The organism is Mycobacterium sp. NGS39 (assembly GCF_059812765.1).
In genome coordinates this window covers 21,972-37,589 of the sequence record NZ_JCALDH010000012.1, presented here as the reverse complement: position 1 = coordinate 37,589, position 15,618 = coordinate 21,972, and the positions used below count along the sequence as shown (strand labels likewise).

The window sequence follows — 15,618 nt, the reverse complement described above, 5'->3', positions numbered from 1 at the left end:
GCCCGGTCGCGCCTTAACCTCACCACTCCGACCAATAACGAAACAACGGGCGCCTTTTTAGGCGCCCGTTGTTCCGCGAATGGCTAGTGTCAGTGTGCTCCGCTCTTGTGCGGGTTCTGGTATGTGCCGTAAGGCGTTTGCGCATTCGTCGGGTAGTTGTTCGTGTCGACGCCGACCGTGTCTTGCCCGTTGTCGGCCGGCGCGACGGCCACGGCCGGGGCAGCCAGTCCGATGGACAGCGCGGCCAGCGCGCTCGCTGCGATCGTGGCGAATGTGACGTTCTTCTTCATTGTCGTGCCTCGCTCTGTGCTCGTCTGCTGACCGACTTCGGTGGGTTCTCTTGGCCGGTCGATCCTGAAAACAGGGCGCCCGAAACTTTTAGTTCCGGGTTGGCAGAAAGTTGTCCAGGGTTGGCAGAAATGCAGCGGATGCGCCGCGAACAGGGCAATTTGACCGTCCGGTCTCCAGTGCAACGTCAACTGTGGTCGGATAGCGGAGGTATGCGTCCCTAGGTTGGCGACAGGGGGAACGATGACGACGCCGGAACCGCAGACGCCCCACCCGCCATTGTCCGGGCGAGGCTGGCTCGCGCTGGGAGCGGTCGCGGCGGCCGTCAGCGCGCTGATCGTCGGGATACTCGTCGCGACCACGCCGCCGTCGCAGCCAACCGCGTCGCCTGCCGCCACGACCGCCGCTTCGCCGCTGCCCGACCTCGGCGGTCCGCGTTCGCAGTTGGTGCCCGAGGTCACGCTGCCGGTGGGCGCGCGGCCCTACGTCGGCAAGCGGCCGACACCGCCGGGTTTCGAGTTCTGGGAGGTGCCCGGCAGCCATCATGAGCTGGTCGCGCAGATGCGCGCCGAGTTGCCGACGTACGCGCCGCTGAACGGGATGCCGTGGTGCGGCGAGTTGAGCGACGCGATCACCACGTGGGCGTGGGGATCGGCCGCGGACACCATCGGCGTCTCGCTGACCGACGGCGGCGTGATGATCACCCGCCTGCCGCAGCCGCTGGGCTGCCGTCCTTAGTTCGTCAGCGCACCACGACCGCGTGCTCGCCGCGCGGCACCAGTTCGCCGACGACGGGTGCGCCCGGAATCTCGCCGGCGATCAACAGCCCGCCGGAGGTCTGCGCATCGGCCAACAGCAGCGCCTCCTCTTCGCTGACCGCTGACAAGTCGGCATGCGGGGCCACCCAGTCGAGATTGCGCCGGGTCCCGCCGCTGACGTAGCCGGCCGCCAGTGCGTCGCGGGCACCGTCGAGGTACGGCACCGCCGCTGCGTCGATCACCGCGGTGACACCGCTGGCCCGCGCCAGCTTGTACAGATGGCCCAGCAACCCGAAACCCGTGACGTCCGTGGCGCATTCGACACCGGCCTGCAGTGCGGCTCTGGCCGCGTCCGCATTGAGCGTGGTCATCGCGTCGATCGCCTGATCGAACCGCTCGCCGGTCGCCTTGTGACGGCTGTTCAGCACGCCGATGCCCAGCGGCTTGGTCAACGACAGCGGCAATCCGGGCTTACCGGAGTCGTTGCGCAGCAATCGGTTCGGATCCGCGATGCCAGTGACGGCCAGCCCGTACTTGGGTTCGGGGTCGTCGACGCTGTGTCCGCCTGCCAGGTGGCATCCGGCGGCATTGCACACGTCCAGTCCGCCACGCAGAGTTTCGGCGGCGAGCTCGAACGGCAGCGCGTCGCGTGGCCAGCCCAGCAGGTTGACCGCCACCACCGGGCGGCCACCCATCGCGTACACGTCCGACAGCGCGTTCGTCGCCGCGATGCGGCCCCAGTCGTACGGGTCGTCGACCACCGGGGTGAAGAAGTCCGTCGTCGCAATCAGCGCCACGTTACCTTCGATCCGCACCGCGGCCGCGTCGTCGCCGCTGTCAAGGCCGACCAGCAGCTCGCCGGCCGGATCCCGCGGCGCGGATGTCGACAGTCCGCGAACCACGTCTTCCAGCTCGCCGGGCGGGATCTTGCAGGCACAGCCGCCGCCGTGCGCGTACTGGGTCAATCGGTAGGCCACTGTTCCATGCTGCCCTACCGAGTTGCCATGATGGCGTCATGGCCCAGGGAGGCGTATCCGGTCTGGTGGCCGGCGCGGTCTTCAAAATCGTTGAGCGGCAGGTTCTGTCGCTGGCGGGTTCGATTCCCGTCCGCCTCCGCCACAGTCCAGAGGCCGTCGATGGCTGACCCGCGGCGGCGCGTGCCGCGCACCGACGTGCTGCTGGCCGATCCGCGGCTCGCCGAGGCTTCCCGGGTGCTGGGTCGCGCCTTGGTGAAAACCGTTGTGGCGCAAGCTCAGGAGCGCGCACGTGCGGGACAGATTACTCCGGAGGAGGTCGCCGACGCCGCGGTGGCCGGCTTGCCGACAAGTGCGACCAGCTTGCGGCCGGTGATCAACGCCACCGGCGTGGTCGTGCACACGAACCTCGGGCGCGCACCGCTGTCGCAGGCCGCGCTGGACGCGGTGGTGACCGCGGGCCGGGCCACCGACGTCGAATTCGACCTCGCCACGGGCCGTCGCGCGCACCGCGGCCGCAGCGCGCTGGCCGCACTTGCCCGCGCGGTACCGGCCGCGGAGGGCGTGCACGTGGTCAACAACAACGCCGCAGCCCTGCTGCTGACCGCGATGACCCTGGCCGACGGCAAGGAGATCGTGCTCAGCCGAGGCGAGCTCGTCGAGATCGGCGACGGGTTCCGCATCCCCGAATTGCTCGAGTCCACCGGGGCGCGGCTGCGTGAAGTCGGCACCACCAACCGCACCAGCCTGCGCGACTACGCCGACGCGATCGGCCCCGACACCGGCTTCGTGCTCAAGGTGCACCCGTCGAATTTCCACGTCACCGGCTTCACGTCGGCGGTTGCGGTCAGCGAGTTGGCCAAGGTCGACGTCCCGCTCGTCGTCGACATCGGCTCGGGGCTGCTTGCGCCACACCCTCTTTTGCCCGACGAGCCTGATGCCACAACGGTTTTGCGCGACGGTGCCGATCTGGTGACCGCCAGCGGCGACAAGCTGCTAGGCGGACCGCAAGCCGGACTGTTGCTCGGCCGGGCCGGCGTGATCGAGCGGCTGCGGCGCCACCCGGCGGCGCGGGCGCTGCGCGTGGACAAGCTGACGCTCGCTGCGCTGGAAGCGACGCTGGTGGGTCCGCCGCCGCCGGTGGTCGAGCAGCTCTCGGTTGACGTCGCGTCGTTGCGGCGGCGCGCGGAGCACCTGGCCGCACAGCTTGCCGAGGCGCAAGCCGTCGATTGCATCGCCGCGGTCGGCGGCGGTGGGGCGCCGGGGGTGGAGCTGCCGAGCGCCGGGGTGAGCCTGCCGGAGCGGTACGCGGCGCCGCTGCGCACCGGTGCGCCTTCGGTCGTCGGGCGGTTGGAAGGTGGCCGCTGCCTGCTGGATCTGCGCACGGTTGCGCCCGAGGACGACGAACTGTTGCTCGCGGCGGTCAGGGCGTGTTCGTAGTAGCGACGGCCGGGCACGTCGACCACGGCAAGTCCACGCTGGTGCAGCGGCTCACCGGCATGTGGCCCGACCGGCTGGCCGAGGAGCAACGTCGAGGGTTGACCATCGATCTCGGGTTCGCGTGGACCTCGATCGAGGGCCGGGAGATCGCGTTCGTCGACGTGCCCGGGCACGAGCGGTTCGTCGCGAACATGCTCGCCGGCGTGGGCCCGGTGCCGGCCGTGATGTTCGTCGTCGCGGCCACCGAGGGATGGATGCCGCAGTCCGACGAGCATCTCGCCGCGCTCGACGCGCTCGGCGTGCGGCATGCCGTGGTGGTGATCAGCAAGGCCGACCTCGCCGACCCGGTGCCGGTGATAGACCAAGTGCAGCAACGACTTTCGGACACGGCCCTCGCGCATGCACCGATTGCGCTGGGCACCGACCTCGCGCAGGTGCGTACCGAGTTGGCGGCACTGGTGGACCAGCTGCCGGCGCCGGACCGCGACGCCGACGTTCGGCTGTGGGTGGACCGCTCGTTCACCGTGCGCGGTGCGGGCACCGTCGTCACTGGCACCCTGGCTGCCGGCACCATCCGAGTCGGTGACGAACTCGAGCACGCGGGCCGTCGCCTGGCGGTTCGGGGGCTGCAATCGCTGGGCCGCGATGAAACCGAGGTGTCAGCGGTCGCGCGTGTCGCGGTGAACCTGCGCGGCGTCGATCGTCAGCACATCGGACGCGGCGACGCGGTTCGCACCCCGGGCGCATGGTTGGACACCGCCGAGATCGACGTGGCGCTGCGCAAGCCGGGGCAACTGCATCGAGAGTTGGTGTTGCACATCGGTTCTGCGAACGTGCCGGTGCGCGTACGTCCGCTCGGCGCGGCGGCGAGGCTTCGATTGGCCAGGCCGTTGCCGTTGCGAATCGGCGACGTCGGGCTGTTGCGTGATCCCGGTGAGCACCGGATCGCCGCCGGCATCGAGGTGCTCGACGTGCGGCCGGCGCCGCTGCGCCGCCGTGGGGCGGCGCGTGCCCGAGCCGAAGAGCTGGCCCGCGGTCGGGTCGATCCGCCTGCCTGCGCCCGCGCAAAGGAGCTGCGCGCCATGGGTTTTCCCGTTGCAGGGCAGCGCGTCGGTGACTGGGTTGTGGACCCGCAGTGGTGGGCCGGACGGCGGAGTGATCTCATGGCGGCACTTGAAAGCTGGTCTGCCGAACACGATCTTGCGGCGGGCATGCCGCTGGAGACCTTGCGCCAGCGCCTGGATCTGCCCGCCGCTGAGCTGGTCGCCCCGCTGGTGGAGGGCACTGGGCTCGAGGTTGCCGATGGTCGAGTCCGCAAGCCGGGGATCGGGCTGCCTGCGGGGGTCGACAAGGCGGTGCGCATCATCGAGGAACGGCTGAGCGAAAAACCGTTTCGCGCGCCGGAGGCTGACGAGCTCGCCGGGCTCGGTCTCGGTCCGAAGGAACTCGCTGCGGCGGTGCGCGCTGGGCGGCTGACCCGCATTGGCGACGGCGTGGTGTTGGGACCCGATGTGTTCGACCGGGCGGCCGAGATGCTGCGCACGCTGCCGCAACCGTTCACGGTCAGCGAGGCCCGTCGTGCTCTGGACACCACCCGGCGAGTGGCCGTGCCGCTACTCGAACAGCTCGACGCCCGCCGGATCACGCGGCGTGACGACGACGGCACGCGGACGGTCATGGGCACCCTGCGCTGAGTTTCGCGTCGGAAAATTCGGCCGGGGACCGTCATGCCCGCCTCTTAGCGACAACCGCGTGTGACCAGGTCAGCGGCATAGCAGGAGAACCGTCGACGGCGGCGGCGCGGCTCTATCCGCCCGGGTCAGCTACTTGTCGCTAAGAGGCGGGCACACGCATGTATGCCCGGAACGTCCTTGACGCGCCGAATTCAGCAAGAGCAGGCGGCTTACCACCTAGAGTCGGTCGTAGATTTCGGTGCGCTAATCGGCGCTCAGCGCCGGAAATCGCACCGAAATCACACACCGGGGTGACCACGGGAGGGGCGGCACATGGACTTCAGGAAGCTAATCGAGTCGTGGCCGGTCTACCGGCAGCTCACCGGCGCCGACCGCCTGGGCCGCGGCAAGGCCGCCCAGTCCCACCGCTCACAACAGCTGCAACCCCGCACGACCGACGCCGATCACATCGCCCACTCCGTGTGCCCCTTCTGCGCAGTCGGCTGTGCGCAGAAGGTGTACGTGAAGGACGGCCAAGTCATTCAGATCGAAGGCAATCCGGACAGCCCGGTGTCGCGAGGTCGTCTGTGCCCCAAGGGATCTGCCAGCAAGCAGCTCGTCACCGGCAAGCAGCGACTCACCAAGGTCAAGTACCGCGCGCCGTACGCCACCCAGTGGCAGACCCTCGACCTCGATACCGCCATGGACATGGTCGCCGACCGTGTCCTCGACGCCCGCGCCAAAGGCTGGCAGGACTTCGACAAAGACCGCAACACGTTGCGCCGCACCATGGGCATCGCCAGCCTCGGCGGCGCCACGCTGGACAACGAAGAGAACTACCTCATCAAGAAACTCTTCACCGCGCTGGGCGCGTTGCAGATCGAGAACCAAGCCCGTATTTGACACAGCGCCACGGTTCCCGGTCTGGGAGCCTCCTTCGGTCGCGGCGGAGCGACGGACTATCAGCAAGACCTCGCCAACTCGGACTTCATCGTCATCATGGGCTCGAACATGGCCGAGGCCCATCCGGTTGGCTTCCAGTGGGTGATGGAGGCCAAGGCCCGCGGCGCCGAAGTGGTCCACATCGACCCGCGGTTCACCAGAACCAGCGCGGTCGTCGACAAGCACGTGCCGTTGAGAGCCGGCAGTGACATCGCGTTCCTCGGCGGGGTGATCAACTACATCCTGTCCAACGAGCTCGACTTCCGTGAGTACGTCACCGCCTACACCAACGCCGCCTTCCTGGTCGACGAGCGTTTTCAAGACACCGAGGACCTCGACGGGCTGTTCAGCGGCTACGACCGCGACACCGCGTCCTACGACACGTCGACTTGGCAGTACCAGCAGACCGAGTCTCAAGGTGGTGGCTCAGGAGCCAAGGAACGCAGCGCACCCGACCAGCAGGGCTCCGGCGGCGCACCGGTCCAAGGAGCCAAGGACATCCCGTCCGACCCGACCCTGCAGCACCCGCGCTGCGTCTACCAGATTCTCAAGCGCCACTACGCCCGCTACACCCCGGAAATGGTGGAGCGGGTCTGCGGGGTGCCGGCCGAGCAGTTCGAATACGTCGCCCGCACGTGGGCGCAGAACTCCGGCCGCGAACGCACCTCCGCGCTGGTGTACAGCGTCGGCTGGACGCAGCACACCATGGGCGCGCAGTTCATCCGCGCCGGATCGATCATCCAACTGCTGCTGGGCAACATTGGACGACCGGGCGGCGGTGTGTTCGCGCTCCGAGGCCACGCCAGCATCCAGGGCTCCACCGACGTACCGACACTGTTCAACCTGCTGCCCGGCTACCTCGCCATGCCGCACGCCGGGCAGGAAACCCTCAGCGACTACCTCGACGACATCATCAGCCGCAACCAGAAAGGCTTCTGGCACAACGCCGATGCGTACATGGTGTCGCTCCTGAAGGAATACTGGGGCGAAAAGGCAACCGCTGCAAACGATTACTGCTTCGACTACCTGCCCCGGATCAACGGCGACCACGGCACCTACCGCACGGTGATGGACATGGTCGACGGCAACGTGTTCGGCTACTTCCTGCTCGGGCAGAACCCGGCCGTCGGATCCGCGCACGGAAAGCTGCAACGCCTCGGCATGGCCAACCTCGACTGGCTGGTGGTCCGCGATCTCGTCGAGATCGAGAGCGCGACGTTCTGGAGGGACGGCCCGGAGGTCGAGACGGGGGAGATCACCCCGCAGACCTGCCGCACGGAGGTCTTCCTGTTCCCGGCCGCATCGCACGTCGAGAAGGCCGGCACGTTCACCCAGACGCAGCGGATGCTGCAGTGGCGCGAGAAGGCGGTCGACCCGCCCGGCGACGCCCGCTCGGAGCTGTGGTTCTTCTACCACCTCGGCCGCATCCTGCGCGAAAAGCTCTCCGGCTCAACCGATCCCAAGGACCGGCCGCTGCTCGACCTCTCCTGGGACTACGCGATGGACGGCGACGAGCCCTCCGGCGAGGACGTGCTGCGCCGCATCAACGGCATCGACGTTACGACGGGTCGCGCCGTCGACGGCTACACAGACCTCAAGGCCGACGGCACGACGATGTGCGGCTGCTGGATCTACAGCGGGGTGTACGCCGGCGACGTCAACCAGGCCGCGCGGCGCACTCCGCACGACGACGCGCAGTGGGGATGGGCGTGGCCGATGAACCGGCGGGTGCTCTACAACCGCGCATCCGCCGACCCGCAGGGCCGGCCGTGGAGCGAACGCAAGAAGCTCGTCTGGTGGGACGCCGACGCACGCGAATGGACCGGCTACGACGTGCCCGACTTCGAGAAGACCAAACCGCCCGACTACCGACCCCCTGACGACGCGGTCGGCGTCGCGGCACTGCGCGGTGACGACCCGTTCGTCATGCAAGCCGACGGCAAGGCCTGGCTGTTCGCGCCCAACGGCGTGCTCGACGGTCCGCTGCCCACCCATTACGAGCCGCACGAGTCGCCGGTGCGCAACGCTCTTTACAAGCAGCAGGGCAATCCGGCGCGGAAAGTCTATGCGCGCCAAGACAATCCGTCGAACCCAGCGCCACCCGAACAGCACGGCGAGGTGTTCCCCTACGTGTTCACTGCGGCACGGCTCACCGAGCACCACACCGCGGGCGGGATGAGTCGGCAGCTGCCGTACCTGTCGGAGCTGCAGCCCGCGTTGTTCGTCGAGGTGTCACCGGAGCTTGCGGCCGAGAGAGGGCTGACACACATGGAGTGGGCGCACGTCGTCACCAGCCGCACCGCAGTGGACGCTCGCGTCTTCGTCACCGACAGGATGCGTCCGCTGCGAATCGAAGACCATGTGGTGCACCAGATCTGGATGCCGTATCACTGGGGACATTCGGGGCTGGTCGACGGCGACGTGGTCAACGACCTGCTCGGCGTGGTCGCCGACCCCAACGTCTTCATCCAGGAGAGCAAGGTGCTCACCTGCGACATCCAGCCTGGCCGGCGGCCGCGCGGCTCAGCGCTGCTGACCTACATCGCCGAATACCGCGATCGCGCGGGCATCACAGCGCAAACCGGCACCCACTTGGACACCCACACTGAGGAACAGCATTGACCGATCCCGCAAGCCAATCCGGCTACGACGACCATCCGCAGCGAGTCGGCTTCTTCACCGACACCTCGGTGTGCATCGGTTGCAAGGCATGTGAAGTGGCGTGCAAGGAATGGAACGGTGTGCCCGACGACGGGTTCAACCTGTTGGGCATGTCGTTCGACAACACCGGTGCACTGGGAGCGAACTCGTGGCGGCACGTCGCGTTCGTCGAGCAGCCGGCCCGCGCCGACGACAACTTCCGGTGGCTGATGAGCTCCGACGTGTGCAAACACTGCACCCACGCCGGATGCCTCGACGTCTGTCCGACGGGCGCGCTGTTCCGCACCGAATTCAGCACAGTCGTTGTGCAACAGGATATTTGCAACGGCTGCGGCTACTGCGTGTCGGGCTGCCCCTACGGGGTGATCGAACGGCGGGAGGGCGACGGCCGGGCATGGAAGTGCACGATGTGCTACGACCGCCTGCACGACGGTCTGGAGCCGGCGTGCGCGAAGGCGTGCCCGACGGACTCCATCCAGTTCGGTCCGCTGGACGAGCTGCGCGAGCGGGCGCAGCAGCGCGTCGACGACCTGCACGCGCGCGGCGTCACCCAGGCGCGGCTGTACGGCAACGATCCCGACGACGGCGTCGGCGGCAACGGCGCGTTCTTCCTGCTGCTCGACGAGCCCGAGGTCTACGGGCTGCCACCAGATCCCGTGGTGCCGACGCGCGACGCACCGGCGATGTGGCGCTACGCGGGGATGGCGGCGTCGGCGTTGGTGGCCGCGGCGGTGTCGGCGTTCGTGGGGCGCAGGAGATGAAAGAGCAACTGGCGGTTCCCCGCGCGGAGTTCCGGTCGTACTACGGCCGGCCGGTGCTGAAGTCGCCGGTGTGGAACTGGATGATCGCGGCCTACCTGTTCACCGGCGGGCTGTCCGCGGGTTCAGCGCTGCTGGCGGCCGGGGCGGACCTCACCGACCGCCCACACCTGCGACGGGTGGCGCGCCTCGGCGCGCTGGGCAGCCTGCTAGTGAGCATGTACTTGCTGATCGCCGACCTCGGGCGGCCAGAGCGGTTCCACCACATGCTGCGGGTGGCCAAACCCAGCTCGCCGATGAGCATGGGCACCTGGATACTCGGCGCCTACGGGCCGGGTACCGGCCTGGCCGCGGTCGCAGAGCTGATGCCAAAACGGCTGCAGCGCAGCGTGATTGGCAGGACCGCAGTCCGGTTGGCTCGGCCGGCCGGCCTGCACGCGGGGGCGGTGGCCCCCGGGGTGGCGTCATACACGGCAGTGCTGCTGTCGCAGACCGCGGTCCCGGCATGGCATGAGGCGCACCCGTATCTTCCGTTCGTGTTCACCGGGTCCGCGGCCGCCAGCGGCGGCGGACTGGGGATGCTGCTGGCACCGGTCGACGAGTCCGGTCCGGCGCGACGCATGGCAGTCGCGGGCGCCGCGCTGGAAGTGGTGGCGTCACGGGCGTTAGAGCAGCGGCTCGGGCTGGTCCGCGAGGCCTACACCACGGGCAAAGCGCACCGGCTACGGAGGTGGGCGGAGTACCTCACGGTCGGTGGCGCTGTCGGCGCGGCGGCGGGCGGGCGCAGCCGGCCGGTGGTCGCGCTGTCGGGGCTGGCGCTGCTCGCGGGCAGCGCGCTGCAGCGGTTCGGCGTGTTCGAGGCCGGCGTCGCGTCCACCCGCGACCCCAAGTACGTCGTCGTCCCCCAACGGGAGCGGCAGGACGCGAGGGCCGCGACGAACGTCAGGACCGGCGGATGAGCTCGACGAACGCCTGAGCGGCCGCGTCCACGCCGGCCTCGTCGTCGGTGGCCACCAGGTCCAGCAGCAGTCCGCGGATCACGGCCAGGCCCAGGCGGGCGAATGCCACATCGGCTCCGGCGAATTCGGCCAGCCAGTCGTCAACCGCGCCCGGCAGCATGCTCGCGTACGGCTTTTCGCCCTGGGCCGCGCGCGCATAGCACTCGAAGAACAGTCGCTCGAACGGACGCAGCTGCGGTCGGCGAACGTCGGCCCACATCGCGGCGAAAGCCTCGGCCGGCTCGCTGGGCAGCTCCCGCAACAACGCACGTTGGCGGCGCTCGACCTCGTCGACAATCGCCATCAGCAGTTCGTCTCGAGAACCGAAGTGATGCAACAGCATTCGATGACTGGTACCGACGCTGTCGGCCACCTCGCGCAGCGAGCGGTCGCCGATGCCGCCCGCTGCGAACGTGTCGACCAGCGCACCGAGCAGCTCCGCGCGCCGCGACGCGTCAGGAGACCGGGCCATCGAGGCCGTCGACGCCGTTGCGGCAGCGCTGCTCGCTGCGGGCCTTGAGTCCCTGCGCCTCCAGTTCGAGGTAGCGCTTGGACATCGGCCGGATGAGCCAGCCGACCAGCGTGCCCACCGGTCCTCGCTGTTCGAGTTGCTGCCGCACGAGCGTGCGGTCGCCGGCTGTGGCGAGCACGTCATGCCGTGCGACGGTTGCGCCGCCGGGCGAGTGCTGTACCCAGGTCCACGAACTGCCCGGCTGCAGCTCGGTGACCTCCCAGACCAGCCGCGGCATTCGGGGCTGCTTGATCGCAAACCGCCTGCCGACGGCCAGCGCGGGCCCGTCCAGGCCGACGAGGCGGGTGACCGAGGCTGTCCATTCCGGCCAGCGCTCGACGTCGCTGAACACGTCCCAGACCACGGCCGCAGGCGCGGCGATCTCGACGCTGCTCTCGGTAATCATGTACCAAACGGTACAGCGTTGGCTGCAACCATAGCGCAGTGGCATAGTTGTGGCATGGCTCGCATACGCCTGAGCACGACCGTAGATGCCGACCTGTTAGCCAGCGCCCGCAGGGCGCGAGCAGGGATGACTGACGCATCTTTGATCGACGAGGCGCTTGGTGCCTTGATGGCTCGGCATCGCGCCGCCGAGATCGACGCAGCCTACGCCGCCTACGACGAAGAGCCGCTTGATACGCCTGACGACTGGGGAGATCTCGCCTCTTGGCGACGGACAGCCGGCGCTTCGTGAGTAGGTTGCCGGCGCGCGGCGAAGTCTGGTGGTCCGAATTGGCCGAAATCGGCCGCCGGCCTGTCGTAGTGCTGTCGCGTGATGCGGCGATTCCCCGGCTTGGACGAGCATTGGTAGCACCGTGTACGACGACCCTTCGGGCGCTGCCGAGCGAGGTGATCCTCGAGCCGGGGCAGGACCCGATTCCCCGCCGATGCGCGGTGAATCTGGATTCGGTGGAAAGCGTCTCGATCGCAGTTCTGGTCAGCCGTATCGGCCGCCTCGCCGACATCCGTATGCACGCGATCTGTGAAGCCCTCGAGGTTGCCGTCGACTGCTCCCGCTGACTACACGGCCCGTCGGGTGAACGCCTCAGCTGCGAAGCCCGCTGGAAGATGTAGTCTCAAGAACCGTACAAGCGGCGGACGCCAGCCCCCAAGTACCAAACCAGGGACGGACTATGGCAACAACTTCGAGTCAAACCCAGAGCCAGACGCCTCAAGCTCAGTCCAAGTGGCTTTCGAAATCTGCGGCCCAGGCACGCGGGTCGGACGCTAAAGAAGTCCAATTCCATTACGACATCAGCAACGAGTTCTTCAAGCTGTGGCAGGACCCCACTCAGACGTATAGCTGCGCATACTTCGAGCGCGACGACATGACCCTCGAAGAAGCGCAAATGGCCAAGGTGGATCTGGCGCTCGGCAAGCTGGGTCTGCAGCCCGGGATGACGCTGCTGGACATCGGCTGCGGCTGGGGCTCGACGATCATGCGGGCCGTGGAGAAGTACGACGTCAACGTCATCGGCCTGACGCTGTCGCAGAACCAGAAGCGGCACATCGAGGAACACTGGTTCGCCAACTCCAAGAGCAAGCGCCACATGGAGGTGCGGCTGCAACCGTGGGAGGAGTTCGAGGGCAAGGTCGACCGGATCGTGTCGATCGGCGCCTTCGAGCACTTCGGATTCAGCAAGTACGACGATTACTTCAAGAAGACCTACAGCTGGCTGCCTGACGACGGCGTGATGCTGCTACACACGATCATCATTCCCGAGGATGAAGAGATCAAAGCCAAGGGTCTGCCGCTGACCATGTCGCGGGTGCGGTTCATCAAGTTCATCATGGACGAGATCTATCCCGGTGGCCGTCTGCCGTTGGCCTCGATGGTCAAAGAGCACGCCACAAAGGCCGGCTACACCGTCACCCGCGAGCAGCACCTGCAGCCGCACTACGCCCGCACGCTGGACACATGGGCCGCCAATCTCGAGGCCAAGAAAGACGAGGCCATCGCGATCACGTCCGAGGAGATCTACGAGCGGTTCCACAAGTATCTGACCGGCTGTGCCGACCTGTTCCGGCAGGGCTACACCGACGTCTGTCAGTTCACCTGCGAGAAGGCGGCCTGATTTTCGGAGGAGGAGGCAACAGCCGATGTCTGACGGAGGCGCGGGCGTAAAGACGATGCGCCCGCAGTTCGAAGAGGTCCAAGCGCATTACGACCTCTCGGACGACTTCTTCGGTGTTTTCCAGGATCCCACGCGGACCTACAGCTGCGCGTTCTACGAGCGCGAGGACATGACGCTCGAAGAGGCGCAGCTGGCCAAGATCGACCTCGCACTGGGCAAGCTTGACCTGCAGCCCGGCATGACGCTGCTCGACGTGGGCTGCGGCTGGGGCTCGGTGATGAAGCGCGCGGTCGAGCGCTACGACGTCAACGTCATCGGCCTCACCCTCAGCAAGAACCAGCGGGCCTTCTGCGAGAAGATGTTCGACACCATGGACACCGACCGCTCGCGGCAGGTGTTTTTGCGCGGCTGGGAGGAGTTCGACGAGCCCGTCGACCGCATCGTGTCGATCGAGGCGTTCGAGGCATTCCCCAAGGAGCGGTACGGGGCGTTCTTCGAGACCTGCTACCGCATCCTGCCCAGCGGCGGGCGCATGGTGTTGCAGACGATCATGGGTCATCCGCTGAAACGCTGGCCGGAGATGGGCATCCCGATCACGATGACCGACCTGAAATTCATGCGGTTCATCGCCAAGGAGATCTTCCCGGGCGGCTCGATCCCGTGCGACGAGGACATCATCGGGTTGTCAAGCGCCGCAGGGTTTTCCGTGGAACACGTGCAGCGGCTCAATCAGCACTACGTGCGCACGTTGGACACCTGGGCGATGAACCTGCAGGCGGCGCGCGACGAGGCGATCGCCGCGACATCGGTCGAGGTGTACGACCGCTACATGCACTACCTGACCGGCTGCTCCGACTTCTTCCGGCGCGGCATCAGCGAGCTGGGGCAGTTCACGATCGTCAAGGCGTAGCTCAACAGACCTTGCCGTCGGCAGGGGTGAGCGTGTTGTCGGCATCGGGCGTCTTCGCCAGCTGCTCCAGCGCGTCGTCCAACGTCTCCGCCACCGGCAGCCGGTGGTCCGGTGTCACCGCGAGCGCGACGTTCACCGCGTCGCTGGTCACGAACATCCAAGCGCGCCCGGCTCGATGGCATTCGCGGGCGAAGCGAAGGACGGCTTTGAGCCCGGCGACGCCGAGGAACTCGACCCCGCTGAAGTCCACCACCAGCGGGTGGTCGACGTGGACGAAGCCGACCAGGTAGTCGCTGACCTGCTCTTCGTCGCACGCGTCGATGTCACCGGCCACCTCGATGACCGTGGCCGGGGGGCGCGGGTAACTCCCTAGCCGCAGCGGCGCTTCGGTGCGCTTGCGCTTGATCGGCACGGTCAATGTACGAACGCGTTCCTGATAGTCGTTGTCAGCCAAAGCAAACCTCGGCAGTCGGACACGGCGTGTCCGAGAGGCTTACCCGGTGAAGCAACTCCGTACTCCTTGGCAGGGACTTTCACATCGTTGGGCCTGCGAGCGTCGCCCATGACAACCCATAGAGTTGCGGCATCACCTGATGCCGTGCCACCGGGGGAGCCGCGCGCGATATGACTCGACAACTGCCAACGGCAGCTGAACCGGAGCCGCGCTGGTCCGTGCGCGAAACCCGGAAGGCCGCAACGGTTCTCGCTATCGCGCTGCTCATGGCGTCGGCTTTCGCCACTACCTACACGGTGGCACTCGGCCGGCCGTTTCCGCGCCACCTGCCCATCGGGGTCGTGGGTCCGTCGGAAACCACGACCTCGATGATCAATGCGCTGCAGATCAAGTCCCACGAGTTCGACGCGCGCACGTATCCGTCCCGCGAGGCCGCGATTGCCGCGGTGAATCGGCAGGAGATCCCTGCGGTGATCGACGCCAGCGCGAGCCCACCGCAGCTTCTGCTGTCCAGCGCCAGTGACCCGTCGTCGGCGCGAGTGTTGACGCAGCTGGACCAGTCGGCGCCCGGCCGCTTCATCCTTCCGGTCATCGACCTGCATCCGTTGCCGGCGACGGACCCCGCGGGGCTGGCCACGTTCTACGTGATCATCGCGGCGACGATCCTGGGCTTCGTCACGATGTTCCAGTTGCGCGCCAACGTCAAGACGCTGAACCTGCGCCGCTGGCTGGTATGTGTGGCGGTGCTGGTGGTCGTAGGTGGCGCCGCACTGGCGGGAGTCACCGGTCCGCTGCTGGATGCGCTGCACGCGCCGTTTGCGGAACTGTGGTTGCTGCTTTCGCTGCAGATTGCGATCGCGGCGTTGTTCAACTCCACCATGCTGGTGCTGATCCACCGGTGGGCCATCATCCCGACGTGGGGCGTGTTCATCCTGCTGGGCAACACGTCGTCGGGCGGCGCGGTGTCCGCGTCCCTGCTGCCGCAGCCGTTCGCGTTTCTCAATCACGCACTGCCCAGCGGTGCGGCGGTCAGCGCCATCCACTCGGCGTCGTACTTTCCGCACAACCAGCGCGCGTTGCCGTTCGTGGTGCTCGGGGTGTGGCTGGTGGCGACGCTGACCGCGCTGTTGGTGTCGTCGCGGCTGTTGAAGCGCTCACCGGCGAATGCGTGAG

15 protein-coding genes, 1 tRNA gene and 1 pseudogene are annotated in these 15,618 nt (G+C 67.6%); 12 read left to right on the top strand and 5 right to left on the bottom strand.

What is annotated here, in order from left to right; all coding sequences use genetic code 11:
* Positions 1-89: 89 nt before the first annotated feature.
* Positions 90-290 (bottom strand): hypothetical protein, encoded by a 201-nt coding sequence (locus tag AC5Y39_RS16945; protein WP_500020048.1) that lies wholly within the window; start codon positions 288-290, stop codon positions 90-92.
* Between the two features lie 241 nt (positions 291-531).
* On the opposite strand from AC5Y39_RS16945, the gene AC5Y39_RS16940 reads away from it, so the two are divergent.
* Positions 532-1,026, top strand: a complete 495-nt coding sequence (locus tag AC5Y39_RS16940) for a hypothetical protein (RefSeq protein WP_500020050.1) — start codon at positions 532-534, stop codon at positions 1,024-1,026.
* A gap of 4 nt (positions 1,027-1,030) precedes the next feature.
* Here the strand turns inward: AC5Y39_RS16940 and selD are convergent, their stop codons facing one another.
* Positions 1,031-2,023, bottom strand: coding sequence for a selenide, water dikinase SelD (gene selD, locus AC5Y39_RS16935; protein ID WP_500020052.1), 993 nt, complete (start codon positions 2,021-2,023; stop codon positions 1,031-1,033).
* Between the two features lie 47 nt (positions 2,024-2,070).
* Here selD and AC5Y39_RS16930 point away from each other — a divergent pair.
* The 6 genes from AC5Y39_RS16930 to nrfD all read left to right on the top strand — a co-directional run bounded on the left by AC5Y39_RS16930 (position 2,071) and on the right by nrfD (position 10,453).
* Positions 2,071-2,165, top strand: a tRNA-Sec gene (locus tag AC5Y39_RS16930).
* Between the two features lie 17 nt (positions 2,166-2,182).
* On the top strand, positions 2,183-3,460 hold the full coding sequence (gene selA, locus AC5Y39_RS16925; RefSeq protein ID WP_500020054.1) for an L-seryl-tRNA(Sec) selenium transferase: 1,278 nt from the start codon (positions 2,183-2,185) through the stop codon (positions 3,458-3,460).
* Complete coding sequence (locus tag AC5Y39_RS16920; protein ID WP_500020056.1) at positions 3,451-5,154, top strand: SelB domain-containing protein; 1,704 nt, start codon at positions 3,451-3,453, stop codon at positions 5,152-5,154. Before selA ends, AC5Y39_RS16920 begins: the two co-directional genes overlap by 10 nt.
* Positions 5,155-5,466: 312 nt before the next feature.
* Positions 5,467-8,697 carry a formate dehydrogenase gene (gene fdh / locus AC5Y39_RS16915; protein ID WP_500020058.1) on the top strand — a complete coding sequence of 1,077 codons (3,231 nt, stop codon included), beginning with the start codon at positions 5,467-5,469 and terminating at the stop codon, positions 8,695-8,697.
* Positions 8,694-9,497: a 4Fe-4S dicluster domain-containing protein gene (locus tag AC5Y39_RS16910; protein WP_499906006.1), complete on the top strand. Its 804-nt coding sequence runs from the start codon at positions 8,694-8,696 to the stop codon at positions 9,495-9,497. The genes fdh and AC5Y39_RS16910 overlap by 4 nt, the downstream gene beginning before the upstream one ends.
* Positions 9,494-10,453: an NrfD/PsrC family molybdoenzyme membrane anchor subunit gene (gene nrfD / locus AC5Y39_RS16905; protein WP_500020060.1), complete on the top strand. Its 960-nt coding sequence runs from the start codon at positions 9,494-9,496 to the stop codon at positions 10,451-10,453. Before AC5Y39_RS16910 ends, nrfD begins: the two co-directional genes overlap by 4 nt.
* On the opposite strand, the gene AC5Y39_RS16900 is transcribed toward nrfD, so the two are convergent.
* Both AC5Y39_RS16900 and AC5Y39_RS16895 read right to left on the bottom strand, forming a co-directional pair.
* The gene (locus AC5Y39_RS16900) at positions 10,437-10,964 is read right to left on the bottom strand and encodes a TetR family transcriptional regulator (protein ID WP_500020063.1); all 528 of its coding nucleotides are present in this window, start codon (positions 10,962-10,964) and stop codon (positions 10,437-10,439) included. The two genes, nrfD and AC5Y39_RS16900, sit on opposite strands and share 17 nt — an antisense overlap.
* Positions 10,948-11,409: an SRPBCC family protein gene (locus tag AC5Y39_RS16895; protein WP_500020065.1), complete on the bottom strand. Its 462-nt coding sequence runs from the start codon at positions 11,407-11,409 to the stop codon at positions 10,948-10,950. Before AC5Y39_RS16895 ends, AC5Y39_RS16900 begins: the two co-directional genes overlap by 17 nt.
* A gap of 39 nt (positions 11,410-11,448) precedes the next feature.
* On the opposite strand from AC5Y39_RS16895, the pseudogene AC5Y39_RS16890 reads away from it, so the two are divergent.
* The 4 genes and pseudogenes from AC5Y39_RS16890 to AC5Y39_RS16875 all read left to right on the top strand — a co-directional run.
* Positions 11,449-11,700 (top strand): annotated as a pseudogene (locus AC5Y39_RS16890) (type II toxin-antitoxin system antitoxin MazE5); the annotation flags it as partial.
* Positions 11,697-12,026, top strand: a complete 330-nt coding sequence (locus tag AC5Y39_RS16885) for a type II toxin-antitoxin system PemK/MazF family toxin (protein WP_500020067.1) — start codon at positions 11,697-11,699, stop codon at positions 12,024-12,026. The pseudogene AC5Y39_RS16890 and the gene AC5Y39_RS16885, both read left to right, overlap by 4 nt.
* 113 nt (positions 12,027-12,139) lie before the next feature.
* Positions 12,140-13,081, top strand: coding sequence for a cyclopropane mycolic acid synthase family methyltransferase (locus AC5Y39_RS16880; protein WP_500020069.1), 942 nt, complete (start codon positions 12,140-12,142; stop codon positions 13,079-13,081).
* 25 nt (positions 13,082-13,106) lie between these two features.
* A complete protein-coding gene (locus AC5Y39_RS16875) occupies positions 13,107-13,991 on the top strand; it encodes a cyclopropane mycolic acid synthase family methyltransferase (protein ID WP_500020071.1) in 885 nt (294 codons plus the stop codon).
* A gap of 1 nt (position 13,992) precedes the next feature.
* Here AC5Y39_RS16875 and AC5Y39_RS16870 read toward each other — a convergent pair whose 3' ends face one another.
* A complete protein-coding gene (locus AC5Y39_RS16870) occupies positions 13,993-14,445 on the bottom strand; it encodes an STAS domain-containing protein (RefSeq protein ID WP_500020073.1) in 453 nt (150 codons plus the stop codon).
* A 266-nt stretch (positions 14,446-14,711) separates the two neighbouring features.
* On the opposite strand from AC5Y39_RS16870, the gene AC5Y39_RS16865 reads away from it, so the two are divergent.
* Positions 14,712-15,617 carry a DUF3533 domain-containing protein gene (locus AC5Y39_RS16865; RefSeq protein WP_500048266.1) on the top strand — a complete coding sequence of 302 codons (906 nt, stop codon included), beginning with the start codon at positions 14,712-14,714 and terminating at the stop codon, positions 15,615-15,617.
* Position 15,618 lies beyond the last annotated feature (1 nt).

What these genes read in the sequence shown, in the direction of transcription:
- AC5Y39_RS16880 (WP_500020069.1), top strand. Translation starts at nt 12,140, where the DNA reads ATGGCAACAACTTCGAGTCAAACCCAGAGCCAGACGCCTCAAGCTCAG.
- AC5Y39_RS16940 (WP_500020050.1), top strand. Translation starts at nt 532, where the DNA reads ATGACGACGCCGGAACCGCAGACGCCCCACCCGCCATTGTCCGGGCGA.
- nrfD (WP_500020060.1), top strand. Translation starts at nt 9,494, where the DNA reads ATGAAAGAGCAACTGGCGGTTCCCCGCGCGGAGTTCCGGTCGTACTAC.
- selA (WP_500020054.1), top strand. Translation starts at nt 2,183, where the DNA reads ATGGCTGACCCGCGGCGGCGCGTGCCGCGCACCGACGTGCTGCTGGCC.
- AC5Y39_RS16900 (WP_500020063.1), bottom strand. Translation starts at nt 10,964, where the DNA reads ATGGCCCGGTCTCCTGACGCGTCGCGGCGCGCGGAGCTGCTCGGTGCG.
- AC5Y39_RS16945 (WP_500020048.1), bottom strand. Translation starts at nt 290, where the DNA reads ATGAAGAAGAACGTCACATTCGCCACGATCGCAGCGAGCGCGCTGGCC.
- AC5Y39_RS16865 (WP_500048266.1), top strand. Translation starts at nt 14,712, where the DNA reads ATGGCGTCGGCTTTCGCCACTACCTACACGGTGGCACTCGGCCGGCCG.
- AC5Y39_RS16895 (WP_500020065.1), bottom strand. Translation starts at nt 11,409, where the DNA reads ATGATTACCGAGAGCAGCGTCGAGATCGCCGCGCCTGCGGCCGTGGTC.
- AC5Y39_RS16875 (WP_500020071.1), top strand. Translation starts at nt 13,107, where the DNA reads ATGTCTGACGGAGGCGCGGGCGTAAAGACGATGCGCCCGCAGTTCGAA.